Source organism: Rhodococcus sp. BP22 (assembly GCF_014281965.1).
Taxonomy (GTDB): domain Bacteria; phylum Actinomycetota; class Actinomycetes; order Mycobacteriales; family Mycobacteriaceae; genus Rhodococcoides.
In genome coordinates this window covers 1-24,216 of the sequence record NZ_JACFTB010000003.1, presented here as the reverse complement: position 1 = coordinate 24,216, position 24,216 = coordinate 1, and the positions used below count along the sequence as shown (strand labels likewise).

At 63.2% G+C, this 24,216-nt stretch carries 26 protein-coding genes and 1 riboswitch; of the genes, 10 read left to right on the top strand and 16 right to left on the bottom strand.

Features of this window, described 5'->3' with window-relative positions; genetic code table 11:
• Window positions 1–4 precede the first annotated feature (4 nt).
• The 3 genes from H2510_RS07375 to thiO all read right to left on the bottom strand — a co-directional run bounded on the left by H2510_RS07375 (window position 5) and on the right by thiO (window position 2,023).
• Entirely contained in the window at window positions 5–757 is a 753-nt protein-coding gene (locus H2510_RS07375) for a thiazole synthase (protein ID WP_315901284.1), read from the bottom strand.
• Window positions 750–965: a sulfur carrier protein ThiS gene (gene thiS / locus H2510_RS07370; RefSeq protein ID WP_084346305.1), complete on the bottom strand. Its 216-nt coding sequence runs from the start codon at window positions 963–965 to the stop codon at window positions 750–752. The genes H2510_RS07375 and thiS overlap by 8 nt, the downstream gene beginning before the upstream one ends.
• Window positions 962–2,023: a glycine oxidase ThiO gene (thiO, locus tag H2510_RS07365; RefSeq protein WP_186627699.1), complete on the bottom strand. Its 1,062-nt coding sequence runs from the start codon at window positions 2,021–2,023 to the stop codon at window positions 962–964. Before thiO ends, thiS begins: the two co-directional genes overlap by 4 nt.
• A riboswitch (TPP riboswitch) is annotated at window positions 2,022–2,134 on the bottom strand. It overlaps the preceding gene by 2 nt.
• 25 nt (window positions 2,135–2,159) lie before the next feature.
• Between thiO and thiE the strand changes: the two genes are divergently transcribed.
• Window positions 2,160–2,852: a thiamine phosphate synthase gene (gene thiE / locus H2510_RS07360; RefSeq protein WP_186627698.1), complete on the top strand. Its 693-nt coding sequence runs from the start codon at window positions 2,160–2,162 to the stop codon at window positions 2,850–2,852.
• Between the two features lie 75 nt (window positions 2,853–2,927).
• Here thiE and H2510_RS07355 read toward each other — a convergent pair whose 3' ends face one another.
• The gene (locus H2510_RS07355) at window positions 2,928–3,767 is read right to left on the bottom strand and encodes an NUDIX hydrolase (RefSeq protein WP_186627697.1); all 840 of its coding nucleotides are present in this window, start codon (window positions 3,765–3,767) and stop codon (window positions 2,928–2,930) included.
• A gap of 13 nt (window positions 3,768–3,780) precedes the next feature.
• Between H2510_RS07355 and H2510_RS07350 the strand changes: the two genes are divergently transcribed.
• Genes H2510_RS07350 through H2510_RS07340 form a run of 3 tightly spaced genes read left to right on the top strand, consistent with a single transcriptional unit; the run spans window position 3,781 to window position 8,446 of the window.
• Complete coding sequence (locus H2510_RS07350) at window positions 3,781–5,139, top strand: hypothetical protein (RefSeq protein ID WP_315901283.1); 1,359 nt, start codon at window positions 3,781–3,783, stop codon at window positions 5,137–5,139.
• On the top strand, window positions 5,136–6,131 hold the full coding sequence (locus H2510_RS07345; RefSeq protein ID WP_397517330.1) for a glutamate ABC transporter substrate-binding protein: 996 nt from the start codon (window positions 5,136–5,138) through the stop codon (window positions 6,129–6,131). Before H2510_RS07350 ends, H2510_RS07345 begins: the two co-directional genes overlap by 4 nt.
• A gap of 2 nt (window positions 6,132–6,133) precedes the next feature.
• Entirely contained in the window at window positions 6,134–8,446 is a 2,313-nt protein-coding gene (locus H2510_RS07340; protein ID WP_186628098.1) for a serine/threonine-protein kinase, read from the top strand.
• On the opposite strand, the gene H2510_RS07335 is transcribed toward H2510_RS07340, so the two are convergent.
• Both H2510_RS07335 and pta read right to left on the bottom strand, forming a co-directional pair.
• Window positions 8,435–9,619: an acetate kinase gene (locus tag H2510_RS07335; protein ID WP_186627696.1), complete on the bottom strand. Its 1,185-nt coding sequence runs from the start codon at window positions 9,617–9,619 to the stop codon at window positions 8,435–8,437. The genes H2510_RS07340 and H2510_RS07335 overlap by 12 nt on opposite strands.
• On the bottom strand, window positions 9,616–11,691 hold the full coding sequence (pta, locus tag H2510_RS07330) for a phosphate acetyltransferase (RefSeq protein WP_186627695.1): 2,076 nt from the start codon (window positions 11,689–11,691) through the stop codon (window positions 9,616–9,618). The genes H2510_RS07335 and pta overlap by 4 nt, the downstream gene beginning before the upstream one ends.
• 61 nt (window positions 11,692–11,752) lie before the next feature.
• Between pta and H2510_RS07325 the strand changes: the two genes are divergently transcribed.
• The gene (locus H2510_RS07325) at window positions 11,753–12,271 is read left to right on the top strand and encodes a nitroreductase family deazaflavin-dependent oxidoreductase (RefSeq protein WP_186627694.1); all 519 of its coding nucleotides are present in this window, start codon (window positions 11,753–11,755) and stop codon (window positions 12,269–12,271) included.
• Window positions 12,272–12,348: 77 nt separating this feature from the next.
• Here H2510_RS07325 and fgd read toward each other — a convergent pair whose 3' ends face one another.
• The 3 genes from fgd to H2510_RS07310 all read right to left on the bottom strand — a co-directional run bounded on the left by fgd (window position 12,349) and on the right by H2510_RS07310 (window position 14,540).
• Window positions 12,349–13,362 (bottom strand): glucose-6-phosphate dehydrogenase (coenzyme-F420), encoded by a 1,014-nt coding sequence (gene fgd / locus H2510_RS07320; protein WP_186627693.1) that lies wholly within the window; start codon window positions 13,360–13,362, stop codon window positions 12,349–12,351.
• A 79-nt stretch (window positions 13,363–13,441) separates the two neighbouring features.
• Window positions 13,442–13,783 (bottom strand): YidH family protein, encoded by a 342-nt coding sequence (locus H2510_RS07315; RefSeq protein WP_186627692.1) that lies wholly within the window; start codon window positions 13,781–13,783, stop codon window positions 13,442–13,444.
• 49 nt (window positions 13,784–13,832) lie between these two features.
• Window positions 13,833–14,540: a GNAT family N-acetyltransferase gene (locus tag H2510_RS07310; protein WP_186627691.1), complete on the bottom strand. Its 708-nt coding sequence runs from the start codon at window positions 14,538–14,540 to the stop codon at window positions 13,833–13,835.
• Between the two features lie 173 nt (window positions 14,541–14,713).
• On the opposite strand from H2510_RS07310, the gene H2510_RS07305 reads away from it, so the two are divergent.
• Window positions 14,714–14,920 (top strand): dodecin, encoded by a 207-nt coding sequence (locus H2510_RS07305; protein ID WP_186627690.1) that lies wholly within the window; start codon window positions 14,714–14,716, stop codon window positions 14,918–14,920.
• A 73-nt stretch (window positions 14,921–14,993) separates the two neighbouring features.
• Here the strand turns inward: H2510_RS07305 and H2510_RS07300 are convergent, their stop codons facing one another.
• Genes H2510_RS07300 through H2510_RS07290 form a run of 3 tightly spaced genes read right to left on the bottom strand, consistent with a single transcriptional unit; the run spans window position 14,994 to window position 16,510 of the window.
• Complete coding sequence (locus H2510_RS07300; RefSeq protein WP_186627689.1) at window positions 14,994–15,800, bottom strand: alpha/beta fold hydrolase; 807 nt, start codon at window positions 15,798–15,800, stop codon at window positions 14,994–14,996.
• A gap of 45 nt (window positions 15,801–15,845) precedes the next feature.
• A complete protein-coding gene (locus H2510_RS07295; RefSeq protein WP_186627688.1) occupies window positions 15,846–16,169 on the bottom strand; it encodes a multidrug efflux SMR transporter in 324 nt (107 codons plus the stop codon).
• A complete protein-coding gene (locus tag H2510_RS07290) occupies window positions 16,169–16,510 on the bottom strand; it encodes a multidrug efflux SMR transporter (RefSeq protein WP_186628097.1) in 342 nt (113 codons plus the stop codon). Before H2510_RS07290 ends, H2510_RS07295 begins: the two co-directional genes overlap by 1 nt.
• 175 nt (window positions 16,511–16,685) lie before the next feature.
• On the opposite strand from H2510_RS07290, the gene H2510_RS07285 reads away from it, so the two are divergent.
• The 4 genes from H2510_RS07285 to H2510_RS07270 all read left to right on the top strand — a co-directional run bounded on the left by H2510_RS07285 (window position 16,686) and on the right by H2510_RS07270 (window position 20,514).
• Window positions 16,686–18,173 (top strand): MFS transporter, encoded by a 1,488-nt coding sequence (locus tag H2510_RS07285; protein WP_186627687.1) that lies wholly within the window; start codon window positions 16,686–16,688, stop codon window positions 18,171–18,173.
• Between the two features lie 115 nt (window positions 18,174–18,288).
• The gene (locus tag H2510_RS07280) at window positions 18,289–18,555 is read left to right on the top strand and encodes a WhiB family transcriptional regulator (RefSeq protein ID WP_088944135.1); all 267 of its coding nucleotides are present in this window, start codon (window positions 18,289–18,291) and stop codon (window positions 18,553–18,555) included.
• An 85-nt stretch (window positions 18,556–18,640) separates the two neighbouring features.
• Window positions 18,641–19,399 carry an HAD-IIA family hydrolase gene (locus H2510_RS07275; RefSeq protein WP_186628096.1) on the top strand — a complete coding sequence of 253 codons (759 nt, stop codon included), beginning with the start codon at window positions 18,641–18,643 and terminating at the stop codon, window positions 19,397–19,399.
• Window positions 19,399–20,514, top strand: a complete 1,116-nt coding sequence (locus H2510_RS07270; protein ID WP_186627686.1) for an isochorismate synthase MenF — start codon at window positions 19,399–19,401, stop codon at window positions 20,512–20,514. Before H2510_RS07275 ends, H2510_RS07270 begins: the two co-directional genes overlap by 1 nt.
• 30 nt (window positions 20,515–20,544) lie before the next feature.
• Here the strand turns inward: H2510_RS07270 and H2510_RS07265 are convergent, their stop codons facing one another.
• From H2510_RS07265 to H2510_RS07250, 4 genes are read right to left on the bottom strand one after another with little or no spacing between them, the layout of a single operon-like run.
• A complete protein-coding gene (locus H2510_RS07265; RefSeq protein ID WP_186628095.1) occupies window positions 20,545–21,783 on the bottom strand; it encodes an O-succinylhomoserine sulfhydrylase in 1,239 nt (412 codons plus the stop codon).
• Between the two features lie 17 nt (window positions 21,784–21,800).
• On the bottom strand, window positions 21,801–22,214 hold the full coding sequence (locus H2510_RS07260; RefSeq protein ID WP_186627685.1) for a rhodanese-like domain-containing protein: 414 nt from the start codon (window positions 22,212–22,214) through the stop codon (window positions 21,801–21,803).
• A 37-nt stretch (window positions 22,215–22,251) separates the two neighbouring features.
• On the bottom strand, window positions 22,252–22,779 hold the full coding sequence (locus H2510_RS07255) for a hypothetical protein (RefSeq protein ID WP_186627684.1): 528 nt from the start codon (window positions 22,777–22,779) through the stop codon (window positions 22,252–22,254).
• 20 nt (window positions 22,780–22,799) lie between these two features.
• On the bottom strand, window positions 22,800–23,690 hold the full coding sequence (locus H2510_RS07250) for a TauD/TfdA family dioxygenase (protein ID WP_186627683.1): 891 nt from the start codon (window positions 23,688–23,690) through the stop codon (window positions 22,800–22,802).
• Window positions 23,691–24,216 lie beyond the last annotated feature (526 nt).

The window sequence follows — 24,216 nt, the reverse complement described above, 5'->3', positions numbered from 1 at the left end:
GCCGCTACATCGGCGAACTCGCCTGAGCCCAAAATCGTTTCGGTATCCGGCCGGCCCGACGGGCCTGGTAACCGGCCACGACGGCATGCTTCATCGCCGACGCCATGAGCGCAGGGTCTTGTGCCCTGGTGACCGCCGTTGCCAGTAGGACGGCGTCGCAGCCGAGTTCCATCGCCAACGCCGCGTCGCTTGCCGTACCGATGCCCGCATCGAGGATGACGGGCACGGTCGCGGCGTCGACGATCATCTCGATGTTGTGCGGGTTCGAGATGCCGAGGCCGGTTCCGATGGGCGCACCGAGCGGCATGACGGCGACGCAGCCGATGTCCTCGAGTCGCTTGGCCAGGACGGGGTCGTCCGTGGTGTAGGGCAGCACGTTGAATCCGTCGTCGACCAGTTGTTCTGCGGCCTTGACCAATTCGATGGCGTCGGGCAGCAGGGTTCGCTCGTCGGCGATGACCTCGAGTTTCACCCAGTCGGTCTCGAGCGCCTCACGCCCGAGTTGCGCGGTCAGTACTGCTTCCGCGGCACCTCGACATCCGGCGGTGTTGGGGAGGGGTGCGATGTTCAGTCTGCGCAACAGGTCGAGAACACCGGTGCCGCCCGCGGCGTCGACGCGACGCATTGCCACAGTAGTCAATTCGGTACCGGAGGCCACGAGGGCTTCTTCGAGCACTGCGAGATTCGCTGCTCCACCGGTGCCCATGACTAGGCGCGAGTCGAAGGTCCGGTCCGCGATCTTCAGCAAATCAACCACCCTGCACCGCCGTCAATACGTCGATGGTCCAGCCTTTGCCCACCATCGTCGAATCCCAACGGCTCTTCGGGAGCACCATGCCGTCGACGGCGACGGCGATTCCTTTCGGTGGCATCGAAAGATGTTCGAGCAGTTGACGCATCGTCATCTCTTCGGTCAGGAGGTGGTCCTCGCCGTTGACGGTGACACCTATTGCCAGGGCAGTCATTGTTTCCTATCTGTGGTGAATCGGGCCGGGTCTGCGGCCTTCGCTTCGATGAGTGCGTCGTCTTCCAGTAGTGCAGCGACGGCGTCTGCGGTGATGGGCGTCAACAGGATTCCATTGCGGCCGTGGCCAGAGGCGACGATGACGCGGTCGGAGATCTTGCCGATGAGTGGCAGCCCATCGGGGCTCATCGGGCGCAGGCCTGCCGCGCATTCGTGAAGTTCGTATTCGCCGAGGCCCGGCATCAACCGCTCCGCGTCGGCGATGAGGTCGCGGACGCCTGCGACGGTGACCTCGGTGTCCTGCCCCGATTCGTATTGTGTGGCCCCGACTACCAATCCGTCTCCGCGCGGCACCAGGTAGATCGCGCGGCCGTGGACGCTGCCGCGGATCGTTCGGGTCGGGGCAGGTGTGGCACTGGGTCTGCGTCGTAGACGCAGTATTTCGCCTTTGACTGCCCGGACCGGTACGTCGGCGAGGAGCGCGGAGGTCTGGGCGCCTGCTGCAAGCACGATGCGGTCGGTCGTCAGTGCGTCGAGATCGGTGACGGTGTCGGTGGAGAATTCGACGCCGCCGCTCATCGCTGCGGTATGCAGCGCCTGGAGCAGCCTTCGGTTGTCGACGGCCAGTTCGGTGGGTGCCAGCAGCCCGAGGCGAATGTTCGGTGCGAGGGAAGGCTCGAGCTCCCGGATCTGTGCCCGACCGAGGATTTCGAGCTCGTGCCCCTGCTTCCCGACCCAATCGGCAATGGTTCGCAGGTCCGTCGCGTCGGCTGCATCGAGGGCGACGGTCAGTGATCCGGTAGCGGAGAACACCGACGGGCCAGGAAGTGCTCGTGCGAATTCGGGCCATCTGGCGAGGGAATGCGCGCCGAGCTCGAGCAATTCGTGTTCGCCCGGCCATCCCTCGGACAGCGGCGCGAGCATTCCCCCTGCCACCCATGATGCGCCGGTACCGACCGACGGGTCGTGGAGCCGCACGGACCAGCCCTCGCGCGCAGATCGTGCAGCCACTGCCAGGCCGATCACTCCGCCGCCGACCACGGAAAGGGTCTTGGGCACTTCTCACCACCTCACTCCCTGCGCCGGCATGATCCGGTTCAGGTATTGACGGTAAGGACTGGCGTGTCCACTCTCAGCCCCACGTACCTCGGGACTCCCGTGTATCTACTCTCGCCAACAGACTACCGTTGCCGGTGTGCAAAGCGATCGGATCATCCGCAACCCGGAAGCGCGTGAGCGTTTGACATCAGCTCGGCTGTATCTGTGCACCGATGCTCGACGCGAGCACGGCGACCTCGCTCAGTTCGCCGAGGCCGCACTGTCCGGTGGCGTCGACATCATTCAACTTCGCGACAAGAACTCCGAAGGCGAGCGCACGTTCGGCCCGCTCGAAGCCAAGGACGAGCTGGCTGCGCTGGCAATTCTGTCGGCCGCCACCAAACGCCACGGTGCGCTACTCGCAGTCAACGACCGCGCCGATCTTGCCCTTGCATCAGGCGCCGACGTGCTGCATCTCGGCCAGGGCGATCTTCCGGTCCACTATGCCCGCCAGATCCTCGGCCCCGACGTCGTCATCGGGCGGTCGACACAGAATCGAAGCCAGGCCGCTCTCGCTGCCATCGAGGACGGCGTCGACTATTTCGCTACCGGGCCGATCTGGGCCACACCGACCAAACCGAACCGGAAAGCAGCCGGTCTGGACCTGTTGCGCAGCACCGCCGAATCCGCTCCGACGCGGCCGTGGTTCGCCATCGGCGGGATCGACGCCGAGAACGTGAACGAGGTTCTTGCCGCGGGTGCAGATCGCATCGTCGTCGTACGGGCCATCACCACAGCTCGGGATCCACAGGCAGCTGCACGGGAGCTCAAGCTCGCGTTGCAGGGCTGACCTAGCGTTGCAGGGCTGACCTAGCGTTGCAGGGCTGACCTAGCGTTGCAGGGCTGACAGAATCCGGCGGTCTGCTCAGCCGAGCCAGCCCAGCACGGTCGACGGCGAGAGCACCTGCACCGATGTCGGGAGCCGTTGCTGCAGTCCGCGGTCCGCGGTGACCAAAGCAGTGAGTGTCGTCGATGCCTCTGCCTGTGATGCGAGTTCGTCGTCCCCACTGCCTGCGGCGTGGATGACGGGGACTCTGGTGTCCTCGAACTGTGCTGCTCGTGCTTCACCTTCGAGGACGGCCTCGATCCGGGTGAGCCAGCCGAAGCCGACACCCGGCAGCTCGACGGTTCGCGGAAGGGTGGCCGCCAGTGAGGTCAGCAACTTCCCGGTTGCGCCGCTTCGGTCCCGCCACCAACCGTCGGGCCTCGAGCCGAGTACGTTCGCGGTATCCAGCAGAACTCGCAGCGGGCTGATGCGCAGGGAGGCCCAGCTTGCGGCGAATCCCGGGTGCAGTGGCAATTGATCGACCATGTCCTCCGGAACCCACCGAAGTTCGGTGCTCTCACCGTTCATCGTGGTGTCGAGTTGGGTGGCCGCGTCGGCGACGACGGTCGTGTAGGACCATCCGCTGGCCATCCGAGCCGTCTCGACTTCGCCGCGAACGAAGACGTTGTCGACACCGATTCCGGCTTCCTCGTCTGCCTCCCGAACAGCGGCGTGCACGTTCGTTTCGTGCGAGTCCTTTGCGCCACCGGGCAACGCCCACGTCCCACCTTGATGGCTCCAGAGCGCTCGGTGCTGCAGAAGGACCGTCGGCTCACCGTGCGGCGAAGGGGCCCGCAGAAGTAGCCCCGCTGCGCCGTGCTTGCCCCAGTGCCGCGTGCCGTCCTCACCTACAACCCACCCGTCACCGTCGCCACGCATACCGACACCCTAGGTGAACCTTCCGGTAGGCGTACGGACGGTCGCTCCGGCTTATATGCTCGGTGCTGTGATTGTGGTCGGCACTACGCCCTCGGCTGCCGTACCTCCCACGACGGCTGCCGTGACGTCGGAGGCCGATTCTCGACGCGAACTGCAGCGTCTGATTCGGTCCACACCGGCGCGCATGATCGCTCTGGGACTGATACTCCTCATCGCGTTCGTAGTCACCGGCACCGTCACCGCCATCTCGGTATCCGAGAGAGCCAGGACGCTCGACACGCTTCTCGTTCGGACCGAGCCACTCGCCAACTCGGCGCAGAACCTCTACGGCGCACTGTCCGTTGCCGACGCGGCTGCCTCGACTGCATTCATCGCCGGCGGGCTGGAGCCCAGGGACGTTCGCGATCGATACACCCAGGCGATCGGAAATGCCGGCACCGAATTGATCCGGGCATCCGACGGGCTCGCCGTTTCGGACGACGAAGCACGGACAGTTCTCATGGAGATCGGTGCGGGCCTGCCGGTGTATACCGGACTGGTAGAGACCGCCCGTGCCAACAATCGCAGTGGCAATCCCGTCGGTGCGGCGTACCTGGGCGAGGCGTCTACGCAGATGCAGTCCTCGTTGCTGCCCCGTGCCGAACGCCTCTACGCCGAGCAGGCTGCTCGGGTATCGAACGACCAGGAACGCTTCGTCAATCCACCGTTCGTGGCGATCGGTCTCGTTGTGGTGTGCCTGATATTGCTGGTCCTCGCACAGATATATCTCTCTACCCGCACCCGCCGAAAGCTCAACGCAGGATTTCTCGGCGCCTCCCTGGCGATCTCGCTTCTACTCGGGTGGATGTTGGTGGCGGGGCTGATTTCTTCGATAGCCACCGATCGCGCACTCGACCGCGGTGTTGCGCCGCTGCAGAAACTGACCTCCGGGTTCATCCTGGCGCAGCAGGCCCGCGCCGACGAAACACTCAACCTGATCCGACGCGGAAGCACCCGAGAGTTCGACGCGGAGTTCACGCGGAACACCGACCGTTTGACCGAACTGTTTGCAGACAATGCCGATATGACCGGCTCGGTCGCCGCGTGGAAGGCCTCACACGAGCGGATAGACCAGGCACTCGCCGTCGGCGATTTCACTACTGCTGTCACCGTGGCCACCGGCAACGGTGTTCAGGATTCCTCGACCCAATTCCGCTTGCTCGACACGATGCTCGACGACGGAATCGACGACGCACGTGCTGAGCTGCGTGGCAATGTGGTTCGCGCCAAGTCGGTCCTGACCGGACTTGCCTCGGGTGCGATCGTCCTCGCCGTCGCCGCTGCCGCCGCAGTCGGAGCGGGGCTCATTCCCAGGCTGCGTGAGTACCTGTGAAAAACATTGTTTCCCTTCGTTTCTCGTTCGCAATCCTCGCGGTCGTCGGTGCACTGATCGCGGGATGCGCAACCGAGGACGCGATACCGAGCGTTCCGGCCGTCAGCTACACCGAACCACCGCTGCCCGACGGCGCAGGCCCCGCGGCCACCTCGCCCGAACCGTCGACCCCGGATCCCCAGTGCGATCGCCCCACCGCCAGCCTGCGGCCGATACCGCCCGGAGCAGCAGCTCAGGATGCCCCACCGATGCCGACCGTCGACGCGATCAAAGAGCGCGGTCGGTTGATAGTCGGGCTCGATGCCGGTAGCAATCTTTTCAGCTTTCGCGACCCGATGACCGGCAAACTCGTGGGATTCGACGTCGACATCGCGCGGGAGATCTCTCGCGACCTGTTCGGCGATCCGGATCGGGTGGATTTTCGGATACTGTCCTCGGCCGAACGCATCGAGGGCTTGCAAGATTCCACGGTCGACATCGTGGTGAAAACCATGACGATCACCTGTGCCCGCAAAGAGGACGTGTCGTTCTCGACCGTGTACTTCCAAGCGCAGCAACGTGTTCTGGCGGTCAAAGGATCGGGGATCAACGGTGTCGCCGATCTCGCGGACAAGCGGGTGTGCGCAGTGGACGGCACGACATCGCTGCGCCGACTGCAGCGCATAGTACCGACGGCCCAGATCGTCACTGCCTCGATGTGGTCGGATTGCCTTGTGGTGCTTCAACAACGCCAGGTCGACGCGATCAGCACCGACGACGCAATTCTTGCCGGTCTCGCCTCGCAGGATCCATACCTCGAGATGGTAGGCGCCAGTTTGAGCCCTGAGCCTTACGGTGTCGGAATCAAGAAGGAGAGCGAAGACTTGGTCAGATACGTCAACGGCACCCTCGAGCGGGTCCGGTCGGACGGCACGTGGAATCGGTTGTACGACAGATGGCTCCCGGTGATGGGCACTTCGCCGGGCCCTCCCGCACCTACGTACGTCGACTGATCATGGGCGATCCCGACACACCTACCGGCCCGGCCACGGCTCCGGCCGCGGCACCCGATTTCACGGACCGCACCCAGGCCGTCGAGCGAACACCCACGGAGGACCGGACCCAAGCGGTGGAGCGAACGCCTGCATCCGTCCGCCGGTCCGATCGGACGTCGGGGCGTGTGCGGTCCGGCCGCACACGCGGTACCGGGATCAGACGAAGGCTCGGCGCCGGATTGGTCGAAGTCCCTCGGGTGGATCCGGTGGATCCGGCGACGGCCGTCATGCAAGATCCCGCGGTTCCGCAGCGAAAAAGGTTCTGCTGGAAGTGCAATGCACCGGTCGGCCGAAGCGCCGAGGGAGAACCCGACAAGCCTGCGGGAACGTGTGCGCGCTGCGGTTCCCGCTACGACTTCTCACCACTGCTCGAACCCGGCGACTTGGTGGTCGGACAGTACGAAGTGCAGGGATGTATCGCGCACGGCGGACTGGGGTGGGTCTATCTGGCGATCGATCGCAATGTCAGCGATCGATGGGTAGTGCTGAAAGGTTTGCTCCATTCCGGCGACGACGAGGCGCATGCCGTTGCGGTAGCCGAGCGTCAGTTCCTCGCCGAAGTCGCGCATCCGGGCGTGGTGAAGATCTACAACTTCGTCGAACAACCACGCGCCGACGGCACCGATATAGGTTTCATCGTCATGGAGTACGTCGGCGGACGCTCGCTACGAGACATCCTGCCGACACAGGACGAGCACAAACGTATGCCGGTGGAGCAAGCTATCGCCTACATCCTCGAGGTGTTGCCGGCAATGGCGTATCTGCACTCCATCGGCTTGGTCTACAACGATCTCAAACCCGAGAACATCATGGTGACCGACGATCAGATCAAACTCATCGATCTCGGTGCCGTCTCGGGAATCGAAGACTTCGGATACCTGTACGGCACAGCCGGATACCAGGCTCCCGAGATCGCCAAGACCGGACCGACCATCAGTTCCGACATCTACACTGTCGGCCGCACTCTTGCGGTCCTCACGCTGGAGATGCCCTCGAGCGGGGGAAGGTACGACGCCGGCATTCCTTCCGCCGACGATCACGAGTTGTTGCGCACCTATCCGTCGTTCCATCGCCTACTGAAACGCGCCACCAATCCCGATCCATCACAACGCTTTTCGACGGCCGAGGTGCTGGCAAGCCAGGCCACTGGGGTGTTGCGTGAAATTCTGGCGTTGAAGACGGGAACCGAACGACCGGGACTGTCGACGGCGTTCAGTCCGCCTCGTACCACGTTCGGCACCGAGGAATCGGTGGGCCGCACCGACACGTACGTCGATGGGAAGCTCCGGGGCGAGAAGATCAACGGCCGCGAGATCGTCACCGCGCTGCCTGTACCGCTGGTCGATCCCGCCGACCCGAGCGCACCTCTGCTCGCCGCGTCCGTACACAGCGAACCCCAGCAGACACTCGATTCGCTGGCGCATGCACGTCGCAACGGTATCGAGCGCTTCGCCGACGGCTCGTCCGGCGGTCTGGAGATCACGCTCGCCGAGGTCAAGGCACACCTCGACCTAGGTGATGTCGGAGTTGCGAGTTCGGTTCTCAAACAGGTCCGCACCGACGGGAACGATCCCTGGCGGGTCGAGTGGTACGCGGGCCTCATCGGACTGCTTCGTGGCGAATTCGGTTACGCCTCGATGCATTTCGAGAAGGTTCTCGACGCACTTCCCGGGGAGCTCGCGCCGAAGATAGCCCTCGCTGCCACTGCCGAACTCATCAGGGAAGGTACCGAGAAGTTCGACACCGACGAGCGTGAGAAGTGGCGAGCGTACGCCGAGTCGTACTACCGGACAGTGTGGCGAACCAACCGCGCAATCGTCAGCTCGGCATTCGGTCTGGCGCGGCAGATGATGTACCGCGGAGATTTCGAAGGCGCGGTAGCCGCCCTCGACCAGGTACCGATCAGCTCACGCCACTACGCCGTCGCGCGGATGACCAGCGTCCTGATCATTTTGATGGATCGACCGTCGAAAGATCTGGAGGAGAAAGACTTTCGCGAGGCAGCGCGTCGCGTTGCGATGCTGCCACGCGGAGAGAGCCGTGCTCTGCAGATGCGTACGCTGGTGTTGGCCATGGCCGTGGACTGGGTGCGATCCGGGCACGCCGTCGCTGAGGAACGCGAGCCCATCCTCGGCTCTCCGTTCACCGAGACAGGCCTGCGTACCGGTACCGAAGCGGGTCTACGCGCGCTTGCCCGCAATGCGACCGACCGAGCCCACCGCTACACCCTGGTGGATCTGGCGAACGCCATCAGGCCGCGATCACTGTTCTGACTGCACCAGCTGAGCTGCCGCCCGCGCGATAGCCAGTTCCTCGTTCGTCGGCACCACCAGCACCTTCACCGCCGACGCATCGGTCGAGATAACCCGAGCCTTCTTGCTGCGCAGAATATTTCGCTCGGCGTCCACTTCGATCCCGAACCCACCGAGGCCGGCCAGTGCGGACGCACGGACCGCTGCGGCATTCTCGCCCACCCCGGCAGTAAAGGTGATGGCGTCGAGTCGGCCGAGGTCGAGCATGTAGGCACCGATGTACTTGCGCAAGCGATGGATGTAGACGTCGAATGCCAGGGTGGCGTCGGCATCACCGTCGTCGATGTGTTGCTGCAGTTGCCGGAAGTCGTTGACACCTGCCAAACCCTTGAGCCCCGACCGTCGGTTGAGCAGCTCGTCGATGGCATCGACCTCCATGTTCGCGCTGCGACGCAGATGCATGACTACGCCTGGGTCGATGTCGCCACTTCGCGTGCCCATCACCAGGCCTTCGAGTGGCGTCAGACCCATCGAAGTGTCGATCGGCGAACCGGCCCGGATCGCCGAGGCGGATGCCCCGTTGCCCAGATGCAGAACTATCTGATTCAGATCCTCGCGCCCCAAGAACTCCGCTACCTGCTGCGACACGTATTCGTGAGAGGTGCCGTGGAATCCGTATCGGCGAATGTCGTGCGCTTTCGCGACGTCACGGTCGATTGCGTACGTCGACGCGGCCGCAGGAAGACCATGAAAGAACGCGGTGTCGAACACTGCGACGTGCGGCACGTCCGGCAGCTGCGCCCGCGCAACCTCGATACCGAGTACGTTGGGCGGATTGTGCAGTGGCGCAAGGTTGGAAAGATCCGATATCTGCTTCAGCACACCGTCGTCGATGAGGGTTGGCCGGTAGAACACCTCGCCGCCGTGCACCACCCGGTGCCCGACGGCGATGACATCGGACCCCAGTTCTACGCCCGCGGCCGCGAGCATGTCGAAGGCGATCGCGAGACCGACCCCGTGATCGGCGATCTGCTGTGTCTTCTTGGTTTCCTCATCGAGGTAGTCGAGGGTCACGTGCCCCTCGGGTTCACCGATCTGCTCCACGAGCCCCGACGCGATGGACTCGCCGCTCACCGGGTCGAGAAGTTGGAACTTCACCGACGACGAGCCCGAGTTGACGACCAGCACACTCATTGTTCGATCTCCTGGGCTTGGATGGCCGTGATGGCAACAGTATTGACGATATCTTCCACCAGCGCGCCACGAGAGAGATCGTTCACCGGCTTGCGCAGACCCTGCAGCACCGGGCCGACAGCGATGGCACCGGCACTCCGCTGCACCGCCTTGTACGTGTTGTTCCCGGTATTGAGATCAGGGAAGATGAACACCGTTGCGCGGCCTGCCACCACGGAATTGGGAAGCTTCGACTTCGCGACCGAGGGTTCGATCGCAGCATCGTATTGAATGGGCCCCTCCACGAGCAGCTCCGGGCTCCGTTCGCGGACAAGGGCGGTAGCCGCACGAACCTTGTCCACTCCGGCGCCGGTTCCGGAATCGCCGGTCGAATACGACAGCATCGCCACGCGCGGTTCGATACCGAATTGCGCGGACGTCTGCGCAGAGGAGATGGCGATGTCGGCCAATTGCTCGGCCGTCGGATCGGGAACGATGGCGCAATCACCGTATGCGAGAACTCGATCCGACAAACACATCAGAAAGATCGACGACACCGTGTTCACCCCTTCGGCCGTCCTGATGATCTCGAACGACGGCCTGATCGTGTGCGCGGTGGTGTGCGCGGCACCGGACACCATGCCGTCGGCAATTCCCTTGTGCACCATCATCGTTCCGAAGTACGAGATATCGGTCATGACTTCGCGGGCACGCTCGATGGTCATGCCCTTGTGTTTGCGTAACTCGGTGTACTCCGCGGCGAACACTTCCGCGTAGTCCGAAGTTGCCGGATCGAGCACCTGCGCGTCGTCCAGTTGGACGCCCAGTTCCGCGGCCCGACGACGGATCGGCCCCTCTTCGCCGAGGAGCGTCAACTGCGCCACCCGTCGCTGCAACAAACGACCGGCCGCACGCAGAATCCGATCGTCGTTGCCCTCCGGCAACACGATGTGTTTGCGATCGGCACGGGCGCGGTGAATGAGCTGGTACTCGAACATCTGCGGGGTGGTGACCGCAGGGATGGTGAGTTCGAGGCGGTCGAGGAGCACCTTGGCGTCGACCCGCTGTTCCATCAGCGAGATCGCCGTGTCGACCTTGCCCTGCGAACCCACCGCCATACGACCACGGGTATTCGCCGCGGCCGAAGCCGTGTCGAACGTACCCAGTCCGGTCGTCAGAATCGGAAGCCGCGGGCCCAGTCCGGCGACGAGACGCGCGATAGCCGGATGCGGGGAAATGCCGCCGTTCATGATGATGCCGGCGAGCGATGGAAAACCCTCTGCCTCATGCGCATTGACCATGGCCAGAAGAACATCGGACCGGTCTGCGGGCGCGATCACCACCACACCTTCGCTCAACCGCTCGAGAATATGCTCGGCCGTCATGCCGCCGACCATGACCCGCAACGCTTCACGACGCAACAGCTCGGGGTCGCCGCTGTACATTTCGCCATCGATCGCCGTCAGCAATTCCGCCATCGTCGGCGCAACGAGCAACGGAACTTCCGGCAGAGTCCACGCAGGCACACCGAGCGGCTCCAGCGCGGTCGCGATCTCGTCGAGCCGGTCCGGATCACACCGGTTGGCCACGATCGCTGCCAGATGCGCGTGATGCGCATGGAGTTCGGACTTGCACAGCTCGGCGTACTGCGCGACTTCCGTGACCGTTCTTCCCGATCCTCGCAACGCCAACAGCACCGGGGCACCCAGGTTGGCGGCGATCCGCGCATTGAATCCCAGCTCACTCGGGCTACCCACATCGGTGTAGTCGCTGCCGACGATCACGACGGCATCGCACTGCTCGGCTACGTCGTGGAACCGCGAAACTATCTCCCCGAGCGCCATATCCGGATCGGCGTGCACTTCCTCGTACGTGACCCCCAACGACTGCTCGTACGTCAGATCCGCGGTGGTGTGATCGATGAGCAGTTCGAGGATGTAGTCGGTCTCGGTGGTCGAGCGCGCGATCGGCCGGAACACACCGACCCGTGCCGCCGAAGCACACAACATCTGCAGCACCCCGAGCGCAATAGTCGACTTGCCGGTGTCACCCTCGGGTGAGGCGATGTAGATGGAGGAAGCAGACTCGGCCATGCCAGCCAGACTAGCCGGTGCTGTATTGACAGACTGTTACCCACAACGCGCATCATGGGTCATGACCGAATCACCATTCCCAGACGTCCGCTGGGGCAGCGAGAGCAGTATCATCCGCAAGCCCGCCATTGCATTCGCGGCAACGAAACCAGGATCGTGGGTCATCCGCCACCTCGCCGGGGTGGACCGTCGACTCCTCGAACGCACCGACGGCAGGTTCACGATCCTCGGGCCCATCGCCGCGCCCGTCGTATTGCTGTCCACCACCGGCTGCAAGTCCGGCAAGATTCGAAGCAGCCCACTGCTGTACTACCGGGAAGATGATCGACTCTTCGTCGTCGGCAGCAACTTCGGCCAGGACCACCACCCGGCGTGGACGTCGAACCTTTTGAAAGAGCCTCGCGCCACCGTTGCGATCGGCGGCAAGCGGATCCCGGTGACAGCGACACCGGTCACCGGCGCCGAGAAGATACGGATCTACGCCGCGTTCGCCGACATGGTCCGGGCCTACGGTGAATACCAGACCCGGACCGACCGCGATATGCGGATGTTTGCGCTGTCGGCTGACGCTGCTTCCTAACCGCTTGAATGGTCCATTCATACGATTAGATAGCTTGAAGTGCACATTCAAGCAGCGCATATTCAAGCGGCGAACCGTCAGCCAAGCTTGCGGAGCCTCGGTGCCAAATCCTTTTCGAACAGTTCCAGGAACCGCTTCTGATCGTGTCCGGGCGCATGGAAGACCAAGTGATTGAGGCCTGCATCGGTGTACTGCTTGACCTGTTCGACGGCGTCGTCCGGGTCGGAGGCGACGATCCAACGCTTCGCGACCTGCTCGATCGGCAGTTCGTCGGCAGCCTTCTCCATCTCGATCGGATCTTCGATCGAGTGCTTCTGCTCCGGGGTCAGTGACAGCGGCGCCCAGAACCGGCAATTCTCCAACGCCAACTCGGGATCGGTGTCGTAGGAAATCTTGATCTCGATCATCTTGTCGATCTCGCCTGAGTCGCGCTCGGCTTTGCCTGCGCCTTCTTCGACGGCCGGGAGCAGCTTGTCGGTGTAAAGCTCCATGCCCTTGCCCGAGGTACAGATGAAGCCGTCGCCCGCTCGGCCTGCATACCGCGCTACGACGGGTCCGCCTGCCGCGATGTAGACCGGGATTCCACCGTCGGGGACGTCGTAGATCGATGCACCCTTGGTGGAGTAGTAGTCGCCTTCGAAGTCGACGCGGTCGCCGAGCCACAGTTCACGCATCAGGCGCACCGACTCACGCAGCCGCGCGAACCGTTCCTTGAAGTCCGGCCACTCGCCCTTGTATCCGGTTGCGATCTCGTTGAGCGCTTCGCCGGTTCCGACTCCGAGCATGATGCGTCCCGGGTAGAGGCAGCCCATGGTCGCGAAGGCCTGGGCGATGACCGACGGGTTGTAGCGGAATGTCGGCGTCAGCACCGAGGTGCCGAGCTGGATGGTCTTGGTGCGTTCACCGACCGCGGTCATCCATGCCAGCGAGAACGGTGCGTGTCCGCCTTCGTGGCGCCACGGCTGGAAGTGGTCGCTGACTGTCGCCGAGTCCATGCCGTGCGCCTCGGCGAGAACACCGAGTTCGACGAGATCCCGTGGGCCGAACTGCTCGGCCGACGCCTTGTATCCGAGCTTCAGAGCCTGTGCCACGCGCTACTCCTTCGTTAAATGTCACTAATGCCTCGATTGTGCCCTTCCCGCCGCGGCGACGACCACACCGGTCCTTCTCCTACGTGATACCGAGCACGGTGACGACTGCGGCCAGTACTGCGATGAGTCCGATTCCGACGGAGAAAATCCACAGCTCTGACGCCTCGGGCATCGGCGCTCCCCGCTCGAGGGCGTGCTTGACCTGCATCCAGCGTCGCAAGCCGACGAAGGCTGCGGCCCCGCCCATCAGGATCAGAGTCAAGCCGAGACCGGTCCGCACCCATCCGGTGCTGAAATCGGGAACCAGATGTACGACGGCGATACCGCCGGCGAGCAGGCCGAGAGCTGTGCGCATCCACGCGAGGAAGGTGCGTTCGCTGGCGAGGGTGAAACGCTCGTCCGGGCGGTCGGGTTGGGTCATGCCCCCTATCGTGCCCCAGTCCCCTTTTGTTCGAGATGGCTTACACGGACTACGCAGGCGTGCGCGCCAAGGTCAGCAGAGATTCCTCTCGGAGGACGAACCCGATCGACAGATACAGCCTGATTGCGCCGACGTTCGCTGCCGACGCGTGCAGAAACGGAGTCTCGCCGCGCTCGCGGATACCGTGCCCGACTGCGCGGACGAGCTGGGTAGCAAGCCCTCGTCCGCGATACGCCGGATCGGTGCAGACAGCGCTGATTTCGGTCCATCCCGGAGGATGCATTCGTTCGCCTGCCATGGCGACCAGTGCGCCGTTGTCGCGGATGCCCAGGTAGGTGCCCAGCTCGTACGTCCGTGGCAGAAACGGGCCGGGCTGTGTGCGGGCGATGAGGTCTTCCATCTCGGGGACGTCGTCGGCGCCGAGCCGGACGGCCTCCGGCAACGGACGGGTCTCGAGGCCACTGCCGTCGAGCTGCACGATCCCGAACTTGTCGATCAGCTCCCAGCCGTCGGGAAGGGTGTGCCCGGTACCGCGTAGCGATACGACGGCGCGGGGCCCGAACAGGGTCCGGACGTCCTTCCAGTCCTGGTCCTCCATCGGCGACGGGTGCCCGAGAAATGGCGCGACCTCGGGGTCGAATCGCGAGACGCGTCCAAGTGTCCGTGCGAACCGCCGGTGCTCTCCGCGCAGCGACTCGACTACCGGATTGTCGAGAGGGTGCACGCCCTGTGTTTCCTCTACTACCTGTGAACTCACTCGTTCCGACCTTTCTCCTGGGGCTATGACGTGCAACGTTTCGACGGGCAGTCTCCATCCCGAAAGCCGAGAAACTCCGTTCGCGCGCGAACGTAATCGGCGGTTTTGGTTTGGAACCGTCGGGCATCGGAGAACATGGGTTCAGGACGTGTTACCTAGCGAAACGAGAGAACATGAGCGACAACATATACCGCGTGACCGAGATCGTCGGAACCTCGACGGAGAGTTCGGACGACGCCATCCGCAAGGCCATCTCCCGCGCGAACTCCACGTTGAACAATCTCGATTGGTTCGAGGTCGTGGAGACGCGCGGACATATCGAGGACGGCGCAATCGCTCACTTTCAGGTCATGATCAAGGTCGGCTTCAAGCTCGACTGATCTGGCTCGGACCGGGATATCCCCGAGGACGCACACTCGGTAGTGCGTCGTACACCTCGGGGTGCACGGTAGGTCAGCCGAACCATGCCCGGTCCTCCTCTTCGGTCGGTTCCGCTTGTTCGAGTACAAAATTCGCGATCGACGCTGCGGTCCGCCGATGCCCGGTCTCGTTGAGTACGTCGTGGCGCGCACCGGCAATCTCTTGCAGTGTCAGGCTCGGTACGACATCCGCCCAACGTCGCACACCCTCGATCGGGGCTACTCGGTCCAACGTGCCGTGCACTGCCAGTACCGGGAGCCGCAGCGAGATCAGGTCGGCATCGAATCGCTTCCACGCCAGTGGCAGTTCTTGCGCCAGAAGCGCTCCCGCATCGCTACTGACGAAGGTAAGCGGATCGTTGACCAATGCGTCGAGATAGAAGGGATCGTTGGACAGCTCACTCGGATCGAGTTCGAATTGTTGGGCATCGGGATCGAGCCACGGAACCGACGACAGCGGCGCACCCGAAACGACTGCACCGACGTACCGATCAGGGCCGTCGAGGACCGCGAGCGTCGCCACCGCGGCACCGAGGGAATGGCCGACCACGACGATCGGCAGCTCCGGCGCAGCCGATCGGGCGAGCGAAGTCAGTGTCGCGGCATCGTCGCCCAGTTCACGAAGTGAGCCGAAATTTCCGCGCTCGCCGGGAGAGAGTCCGTGACCACGATGATCGAGCGCCCAGAACTCGACACCGTCCGAACTCAACGAGTCCGCGAGGCGGTGGTACAACCCGGAATGCTCGCCGTACCCGTGCAGAAACACCACCGACACCCGTGGGACCTCCGCAGCCCAATGTCGGTAGTAGATCGGCCCCGATACCCCGTCGAAGAATGGCACGTCCACAACTCCACCACTGCCGCATGAGCGCGTCAACGGTTCGGATCAGCTCGCGGCCGATCCGACTTCGATCAACAGGACACCACCGATGATGAGCACAATTCCAGCCGTCATGATCCAGGTGAGTGGCTCCTTGAACAGCAACCGTCCGGCAATGGCCGTCAACGCAACCCCGCATGCGGCCCACACTCCGTACGCGACGCCGATGGCCATCCCCGCGGAGAGGGTCAGTGACAGCAGCACGAATGCGGCGACGTATCCCAGCACAACCGGGATCAGCCACAGTTTCACTCGTCCGCCTTCCGACGCTCGTAGTGACAGCGTTGCGGCAACTTCGGTGGCGATCGCACCTGCCAACAGCCACCACATCAGAGGTCGACCTTGCGTGCTGCACGTCCTGAGCCGACTTCGACGAGAATCACTCCCCCGATGACGAGGACGACGCCGGCGACCATGGTGAGGGTCAAGGGTTCGCTGAATACGGCAGTGCCGAGTATCGCGGTCAGCGCGATTCCGGCTGCCGCCCAGATGCCGTAGGTCTTGCCGATCGGTGCTCCGCTTCGCAGGATCATCGACAGCAGTACGAACGATGCACCGTATCCGGCCACCACCACCGCGTACCAGGCTGGGGCATCGAGTGCTGCCTTCAACGACAGCGACGCCGCGACCTCGGTGGTGATGGCAGCCGCCAACAGCGCCCATACCCGCATGCTCACTTCGTTGCCTGCATACCGATGATGGTCCCACTCCCCCGCAAGTGGCCGCCCGCAATGTGGGCCGAGTTCGACGCGTCCCCGGATTGACGGATTGAGTCAGGTGAATTAACTTTGTTCAGTCAACTGCTTTAGAAATATTTTGCTATTACCTATATGCCCCGGAGGCACGATGTCCCAACGCTCGGCCGGCGCCGCCCCCGCGGTCTCTGATTCCACGAAAGGCGCCGGCACGGGTCGGATAGTCGCTGTCCTGTCGTTTGCGGGAGTCGTGGTCGCACTCATGCAGACCCTGGTCATTCCGCTGATCCCGCAACTCCCCACGTTGCTGAACACGTCTGCGTCGAACACTGCGTGGGTGATCACTGCAACGTTGCTTGCCGGCGCTGTAGCGGTTCCCATGATGGGCCGTCTCGGTGACATGTACGGCAAACGCAGGATGCTCCTCGTCGGCCTGGCCCTGCTCGTCGTCGGATCGGTCATCGGCGCACTGAGTGCATCCGTAGTGCCACTCGTCTTCGGCCGCATCTTGCAGGGTTTCGCAGCCGGTGTGATCCCTCTCGGAATCAGCGTCATGCGCGATGTCCTTCCTGCCAAGAAGCTCGCAAGTTCGATTGCCCTGATGAGCGCCTCGCTCGGCGTCGGCGGAGCCCTCGGAATCCCCGCGGCCTCACTGATCGCCGAGTACGCGAGCTGGCACTACTTGTTCTGGGCGGCAGCCGCCCTCGGAGTCTTCGTCATCGGCCTGGTCATCGCAGTCGTCCCCGAATCCAAGGTCCGTACCGGTGGACGCTTCGACTTCGCCGGAGCGGCGTCCTTGTCAGCCGCGCTCATCACTTTGCTTCTGGCAATTTCCAAAGGTTCGAGCTGGGGATGGACCAGCGCCCAGACGCTGGGCATGCTCGCTGCCTCACTCGTATCGTTCGTCTTCTGGGGATGGTGGGAGCTCCGCACCGCAGAGCCTTTGGTCGACCTTCGCGTCACCGTTCGCCGGCAGGTGCTCTTCACCAACCTCGCCTCGATTTTCGTCGGATTCGCGCTCTTCGCAATGAGTTTGGTCTTTCCCCAGGTTCTACAGTTGCCGACCTCCACGGGGTACGGGTTGGGACAGTCGATCCTCGCTGCAGGCCTGGTGATGGCACCCTCCGGGCTGGTCATGATGCTCGTCGCACCGATCTCCGCACACATCACCACAACGAGGGGCCCGAAAGTCACCATGATGCTGGGTGCGCTCGTCATTGCCGTCGGATACCTGCTCGGCACCATCACCCTCAGCGCGGTATGGCTTCTGGTGATTATTTCGATCATCATCGGAGCCGGAATCGGACTCGCGTACGGTGCTATGCCCGCGCTCATCATGGGCGCAGTTCCCGCCTCGGAAACCGGCGCGGCCAACAGCTTCAACACGCTGATGCGTTCTCTCGGAACATCTTTCGCCAGTGCAGTGGCAGGTGTCATTCTTGCGCAGATGACCATCAGCACCGGAGCGGTCAGTGTCCCCTCCGAGGCCGCCTTCCATGTGACGATGGCAGTCGCAGCAGGGGCTTCCATCCTGGCCTTCGTACTCTGCATCTTCATCCCGCGCTTCCAGAGTCCGACCACTTCGACGAAGGTCGAGTCGGCGGCCGAGGCATTCACACCCGCCCCCACGGCGAACTGACGCCTGAACGCTTCCGGTACGTCGGCTTGTGGTGACTCCAAAAGTTCACCTCATGGTCAGATTCTCGATGATGTGAAATCTTCCGTTCGGTCTTTTGCCCGACCATCATCGAGTCATGGCGCCCACAATCGAAGCATGGCAGTGGCAAATGGATGCGGCCTGCCGCGGCACCAGTTCGGAGATCTTCTTTTCCCCCTCCGGCGAGGGGCGGACCGCGAGACGAATGCGCGAAGAGCAGGCGAAAGATCTGTGTGCGGAGTGTCCCGTCGTAACGCAATGCCGAAGTTTTGCAATCTCGGCGAACGAACCCTTCGGGGTGTGGGGTGGGACGACCGCCCGTGAACGTGCGCTCGAGCGTGCCCGAGCGCAACGGGCCGGGTAGAGCACATCTGCAGCTCTGGAACAGGCGGGTAGAGCACAATGGTGGAGTGAGCTCACCAGAGGAACCGCAGCGTTGGACCTATCTGATGGACATGGATGGCGTCCTCGTTCACGAGGACCATCTCATTCCCGGTGCAGACGTGTTCGTTGCCGAACTGCAGTCGAACGAGATCCCGTTCGTCGTGCTGACGAACAATTCGATCCGAACTCCCCGTGACCTGCGGGCCCGTCTGGAAAGAACCGGGCTTGACATTCCGGAGAAGGCGATCTGGACTTCCGCGCTGGCCACGGCGAACTTTTTGGGGAGTCAGCGACCGGGCGGAAGCGCGTATGTCGTCGGTGAATCCGGCTTGACGACGGCCCTGCACGACATCGGTTACGTCCTCACCGACTCCAATCCCGATTACGTGGTGCTCGGTGAAACCCGGACCTATTCCTTCGAGGCAATTACTACCGCGATTCGGCTGGTCGAGAAGGGCTCACGCTTCATCGCGACCAATCCCGACGCCACCGGCCCCTCTCGCGACGGTTCGCTGCCCGCCACCGGATCCGTCGCCGCGCTCATCACCAAGGCGACCGGAAAAGAGCCCTATTACGTGGGTAAGCCGAATGCGCTGATGATGAGATCGGCGCTTCGAAAGATCGGCGGCCATTCCGAGAGCACCCTCATGATCGGTGACCGCATGGACACCGACATCGTGTCCGGACTCGAAGCGGGGCTGCAGACCATCCTCGTGTTGACGGGCATTTCGACGGCGGCATCGGTGGAGCAGTACCCGTTCCGCCCGACCAAGGTCATCAACTCGGTGGCAGATCTGGTCGGTCGCACCCAGACGCCCTTCTGATGAACCGAGCTACCCCGGACCATTCCGCCGACCTGAACAGTGGGACGTTCGTGTTGTCCCGCAGCGACTACAACGTCGAAGCCAGGGGAACCGATCGTTGTTATCGGTCCATCCAGGACGCTGTCGACGCAGTGCGCGCTGGGCGCTCCGTCGTAGGGGCGCTACCGTTCGATGTCGCCGACCCAGCGGCACTGGTCGAGCCGCTCGAACTGACCCGGCGGCAGGGTCCTTGGCAGCCCTCGGGGACCGTGGTTCCACTGCCGAACGTGCACATCGGTGGGCAGATCCCGTCCTCGGCGGTACACGTCGAACGGGTACGGGCGCTCGTGGATACGTTGCGAGCGGGCGCCGCGCAGAAAGTGGTCCTGGCGCGGTCACTGCAGCTGAATGCGGATGGACCGATCCCCCCACTCTCGCTTCTCGACAAATTGGTGCGTGCAGATCGACTCGGCAACGGCTTCGCCGTCGACCTGTCCGCGGCAGGCGGTGACTACTCGGGAAAATATTTGGTCGGTTCCAGCCCTGAACTGCTGGTACGACGCCACGGCACCACCGTCACCTGTCACCCGTTCGCCGGAACCGCAGCGCGTAGCGAAGATCCCCGGTTGGACGCGGAGATCGCAGCACAATTGCAGGCGAGTACGAAAGACCAAGCCGAACACCGTTTCGTGGTCGAGGAAATTCGAGCGGCGTTGGAGCCGCTCTGCTCAGACCTCGACATCCCAGAACTGCCGCAGCTCAGCAGCACTCCGCAGCTATGGCATCTCAGCACACCGATCACCGGCGTTCTCCGAGACGAAGCAACAACCGCGCTCGAGGTAGCACTCGCCCTGCATCCGACGGCCGCCGTCGCCGGTGTTCCCCGCGCAGCGGCTATGGAGGCGATCGCACGCATAGAGGGAAAACGCGGCTTCTACGCCGGCACGGTCGGCTGGACGGACGGCGCCGGAAACGGCGAATGGATGGTCGCGATCAGAGGGCTCGAGCTTGCAGCAGGCGGACTCTCGGCCGTCGCAACAGCCGGCGGCGGGATCGTCGAAGCATCCGATCCCGACGCCGAACTTGCCGAAACCACTGCAAAGTTCCGGACGATTCTCGCTGCCCTTGGCCTCTAGCCGAACCGACAGTTGCGTGCGGACGAGCAGTCAGCTCAGCGCCTGCTCCAGATCTGCAATCAGGTCCACGGTGTCTTCCAGCCCGATCGAGATACGCACCACGCCGTCGGTAATGCCAACCGAGGCACGACCTTCCGGGCCCATAGCGCGGTGAGTGGTCGTCGCCGGATGAGTGATGAGCGATTTCGCGTCGCCGAGATTGTTCGAGATGTCGACGATCCGTAGCGCGTCGAGGAATTCGAATGCTCGTTTCTTCCCCTCGCCCTCTGCCGCGTCGAGCTCGAACGTGATGACGGTGCCGCCACCGCTCATCTGCGACTTCGCCAGTTCGTACTGAGGGTGCGATTCGAGGTAGGGGTACTTGACCCATGACACCGCCGAATGCCCTTCGAGGAACCGCGCGATCTCCAGCGCAGCCTGCGTCGAGTGCCGCACTCGCACCGGCATCGTCTCGAGCCCCTTGAGCAGAGTCCATGCATTGAACGGACTCAGCGCTGGGCCGGTGTGGCGCATCAGATTCTTCACCGGTCCCTCGATGTACTCGGCCGACCCGAGGATCGCGCCGCCGAGAACTCGACCCTGCCCGTCTATGTGCTTGGTGCCCGAGTAGACCACGACGTCAGCACCCAGATCGAGACTCTTCTGCAACAACGGAGTCGCAAAGACGTTGTCCAACACCACAGTTGCGCCCGCAGCGTGCGCAAGCTCGGATACCCGCACGACATCGACGAGAGTCTGCATCGGGTTCGACGGCGTCTCGAAGAACACAGCAGTCGTCGGAACCGACAGTGCTTCTTCCCACTGATCGTTGTCATCGCCGTCGACGAAGACGGTCTCCACGCCCCATCGCGGCAGAATTTCGTTGCACACCACGAAGCACGATCCGAACAGACTGCGCGCTGCTACCAGGCGGTCGCCTGCTTTCAACAACGCACCGAGCGCGGTGAACACCGCCGACATTCCGCTCGAAGTACCGAAGCACGCCTCCGCGCCCTCGATCAGACGCAATCGCTCCTCGAACATCTTCACGGTCGGGTTGCCGTAGCGCGAATAGACGAAATGATCGATCTCGCCCGTGAATGCCTGCTCGGCTGCACCGGCACTTTCATAGACGAATCCGGAGGACAGGTACAGCGCCTCGGAGTTTTCGTCGAAGCCCGAGCGCATCAAACCACCGCGGACCCCCAAAGTTCCCTGACCGACTCCCGTGGGCAACGGCTTCTCGAAGCCGCCCCCCTTCGGGATACTCGAGCCCTGCCCGCCACTCATCCGATTCCCCGTCTCGCTCACGACTGTCTCCAAGGCAAACCTGCCGCACGCCACCCTGTCGCTCCACGGTGACCTTCGGCGTCGGTTGCGCCCTCGAACCCGTCGAGAACGTTGTACGACGGGCCGATACCGGCAGCAGTTGCGGCGATGGCAGCCCCGATGGATCGCTGCCCGGATCTGCACAGGAACACCACCGGACGGGAGCCGTCGACACCGGATTCTTTCAACTGTTCGACGAAGCGCTCGTTGCGCGCACCATCCGGGTAGCTGACCCACTCGATGAGATGCGTCGGCCGCTCGATCGTCGAGGTGTCCGGCACGCCGACGTATTGCCATTCTGCATGGGTACGCACATCCACCAACACTGCATCAGGATCGCTGCGAAGCAGCTCCCAGGCTGCTCGAGGGGTTATGTCACCTGCATAAGTCACGGGTCAAGCCTTCCATTTTCGATGGATTCGACATCTTTCATACGTTGCACACCAGCCATTGATCGCCGGAGCGAACGAACTTCCACACTTCATCGGCCGTGGCTCCGGACTTCGCTTCCTTCGTCGGCACCGTCGCGACGCCCCGGTCACCGTTGACCTGGTAGTCGGTAGGTACGCCGTCGACTGTGGTCTTGCCGTTTTCCTGAACGTATTCGGCCCGGTCGGATCGGTACTGGTCGTCAGTGCCGCTGATGAGCTTCGCGACCTGGTCCGAACACGTCGCCGATCGCAGCAGCTCGGCGTCACCGGTGTTCTGCGCGTCGACGAAATCGGTGATGCTGTCCGTCATCAACTGGGCCTGGGTGATGTTCTTCTCGGCAGGTGCAAACTTGGCGGACAGAAAAATAGCAGCAAGAATCGCAACCACTATCCCGGCTGCCAGCACGAACGGCCATGCCGACGCCGGACGGCGCCCGCCTGCCTCGGTTGTCGCCTCGGAGGCGTTGTTCTGCGCTTCCTCACGAGAATCGGCCCACTGTTGTCTTCGTTCACGCCACGACGCCATACGAACAATCTTCCTTGTCTTTACGCGCCGAGGTTCGGCCGGGGTTGTCCTGTTGCGGGGCCGATCGGAATGTCGCCGCGCAGGGTGATGCGGTGCATCACTCGACGCTCGGCGCCGTAGTCGCGATTTGCATAGTGAGAGGTGCAGCGGTTATCCCACAACACGACGTCGCCGAGACGCCAGCGGTGGCGGACCACATGCTCGGGCTTCGTGAGGTGCGCGTAGAGAAAGTCGAGAATTCCGCGACTCTCGGCCTCGGATACGCCGAGGATGTGGGAGGTGAATCCCGGATTGACGAAGATGCCTTTACGCCCGGTCTCGGGGTGGACCCGAACTACCGGATGCTCGACGGGTACCAGCGCCGTCACTTCTTTGCCGTCCCAGATATTCCCCTTGCCGCCGCGGTTCTGCGCAAGGTAGTAACCGAACTCGCGATTGCCGTCATGGACAGCAGTCAACTGATCGATCATCTGCCGCACCGGCAACGAGAGCGATTCGTATGCAAGCTGGCTGTCGGCCCAATTCGTGTCACCGCCGTGCGGAGGTAGTACGACGGATCGCAGAATCGAACCCATCGGGGGACGCGCCATGAATGTCACGTCCGTATGCCAGACATTGGCGAACCCGTTGTCCGCACTGTCGAGGGCGTAGACCTCTTCGGCGACGTCACCGCTGTGGTGGACCGGGTGCCCGGCGGTCAACTCGCCGAGCCGGCGACCGAAGTCGATCTGGCCCGAGTCGTCGAGCGATTGCCCGCGCAGCACGAGAACCTTGTGCTCGACGAGTGCCTGCCGGACCGCCAGCACCTCGGCGTCGGAAGCCGAGGCAATATCGAGTCCGATCACCTCGGCGCCGAAACGCGGACCGAGTTTGTCGAGGGTGAGGGCGACGGCCGTATCGATGGTGGTCATGACTTCCTTGTCTTCTACGCTGCGGACCACGTCATCGGCGACCCAGCGCGGCTTTGACCTGGCGGATGTCTGTCTGCAGTCTGTCACGCATCAGCGAGAGAGGGAGTCCAGCGACGGATCCCGGGCGGAGCCGACATGGGTGCTGGATATACGAACGAAAAAGAATGGCCGAAAAGGCTCGCGAGTCGGGTGTGGTCACCGACAGCACATATTGGTGCAGACACGACAGAAGTCGACGGCTATCCGCCGGACCAAAAATGTCGTGTGCACAATGCAATTCCTACCTGGAACTGGGCAATAGCGCAATTTCGTGGATTCGTGCCGCTCACAGCGCAGTGATGAGGACCACCGACCCAGCGAAGTGATGCCTAATTTATGCTGGGGTATCCGTACTTCCCTCGACGAAGGTAGTTCGCTGCACATGACTGATCAGACCCGTCCACTTCGCGTCGCCATCGTCGGCGCCGGACCGGCAGGCATCTACGCCGCCGACGCACTCATGAAGTCCGACTACAACGTCGCCGGT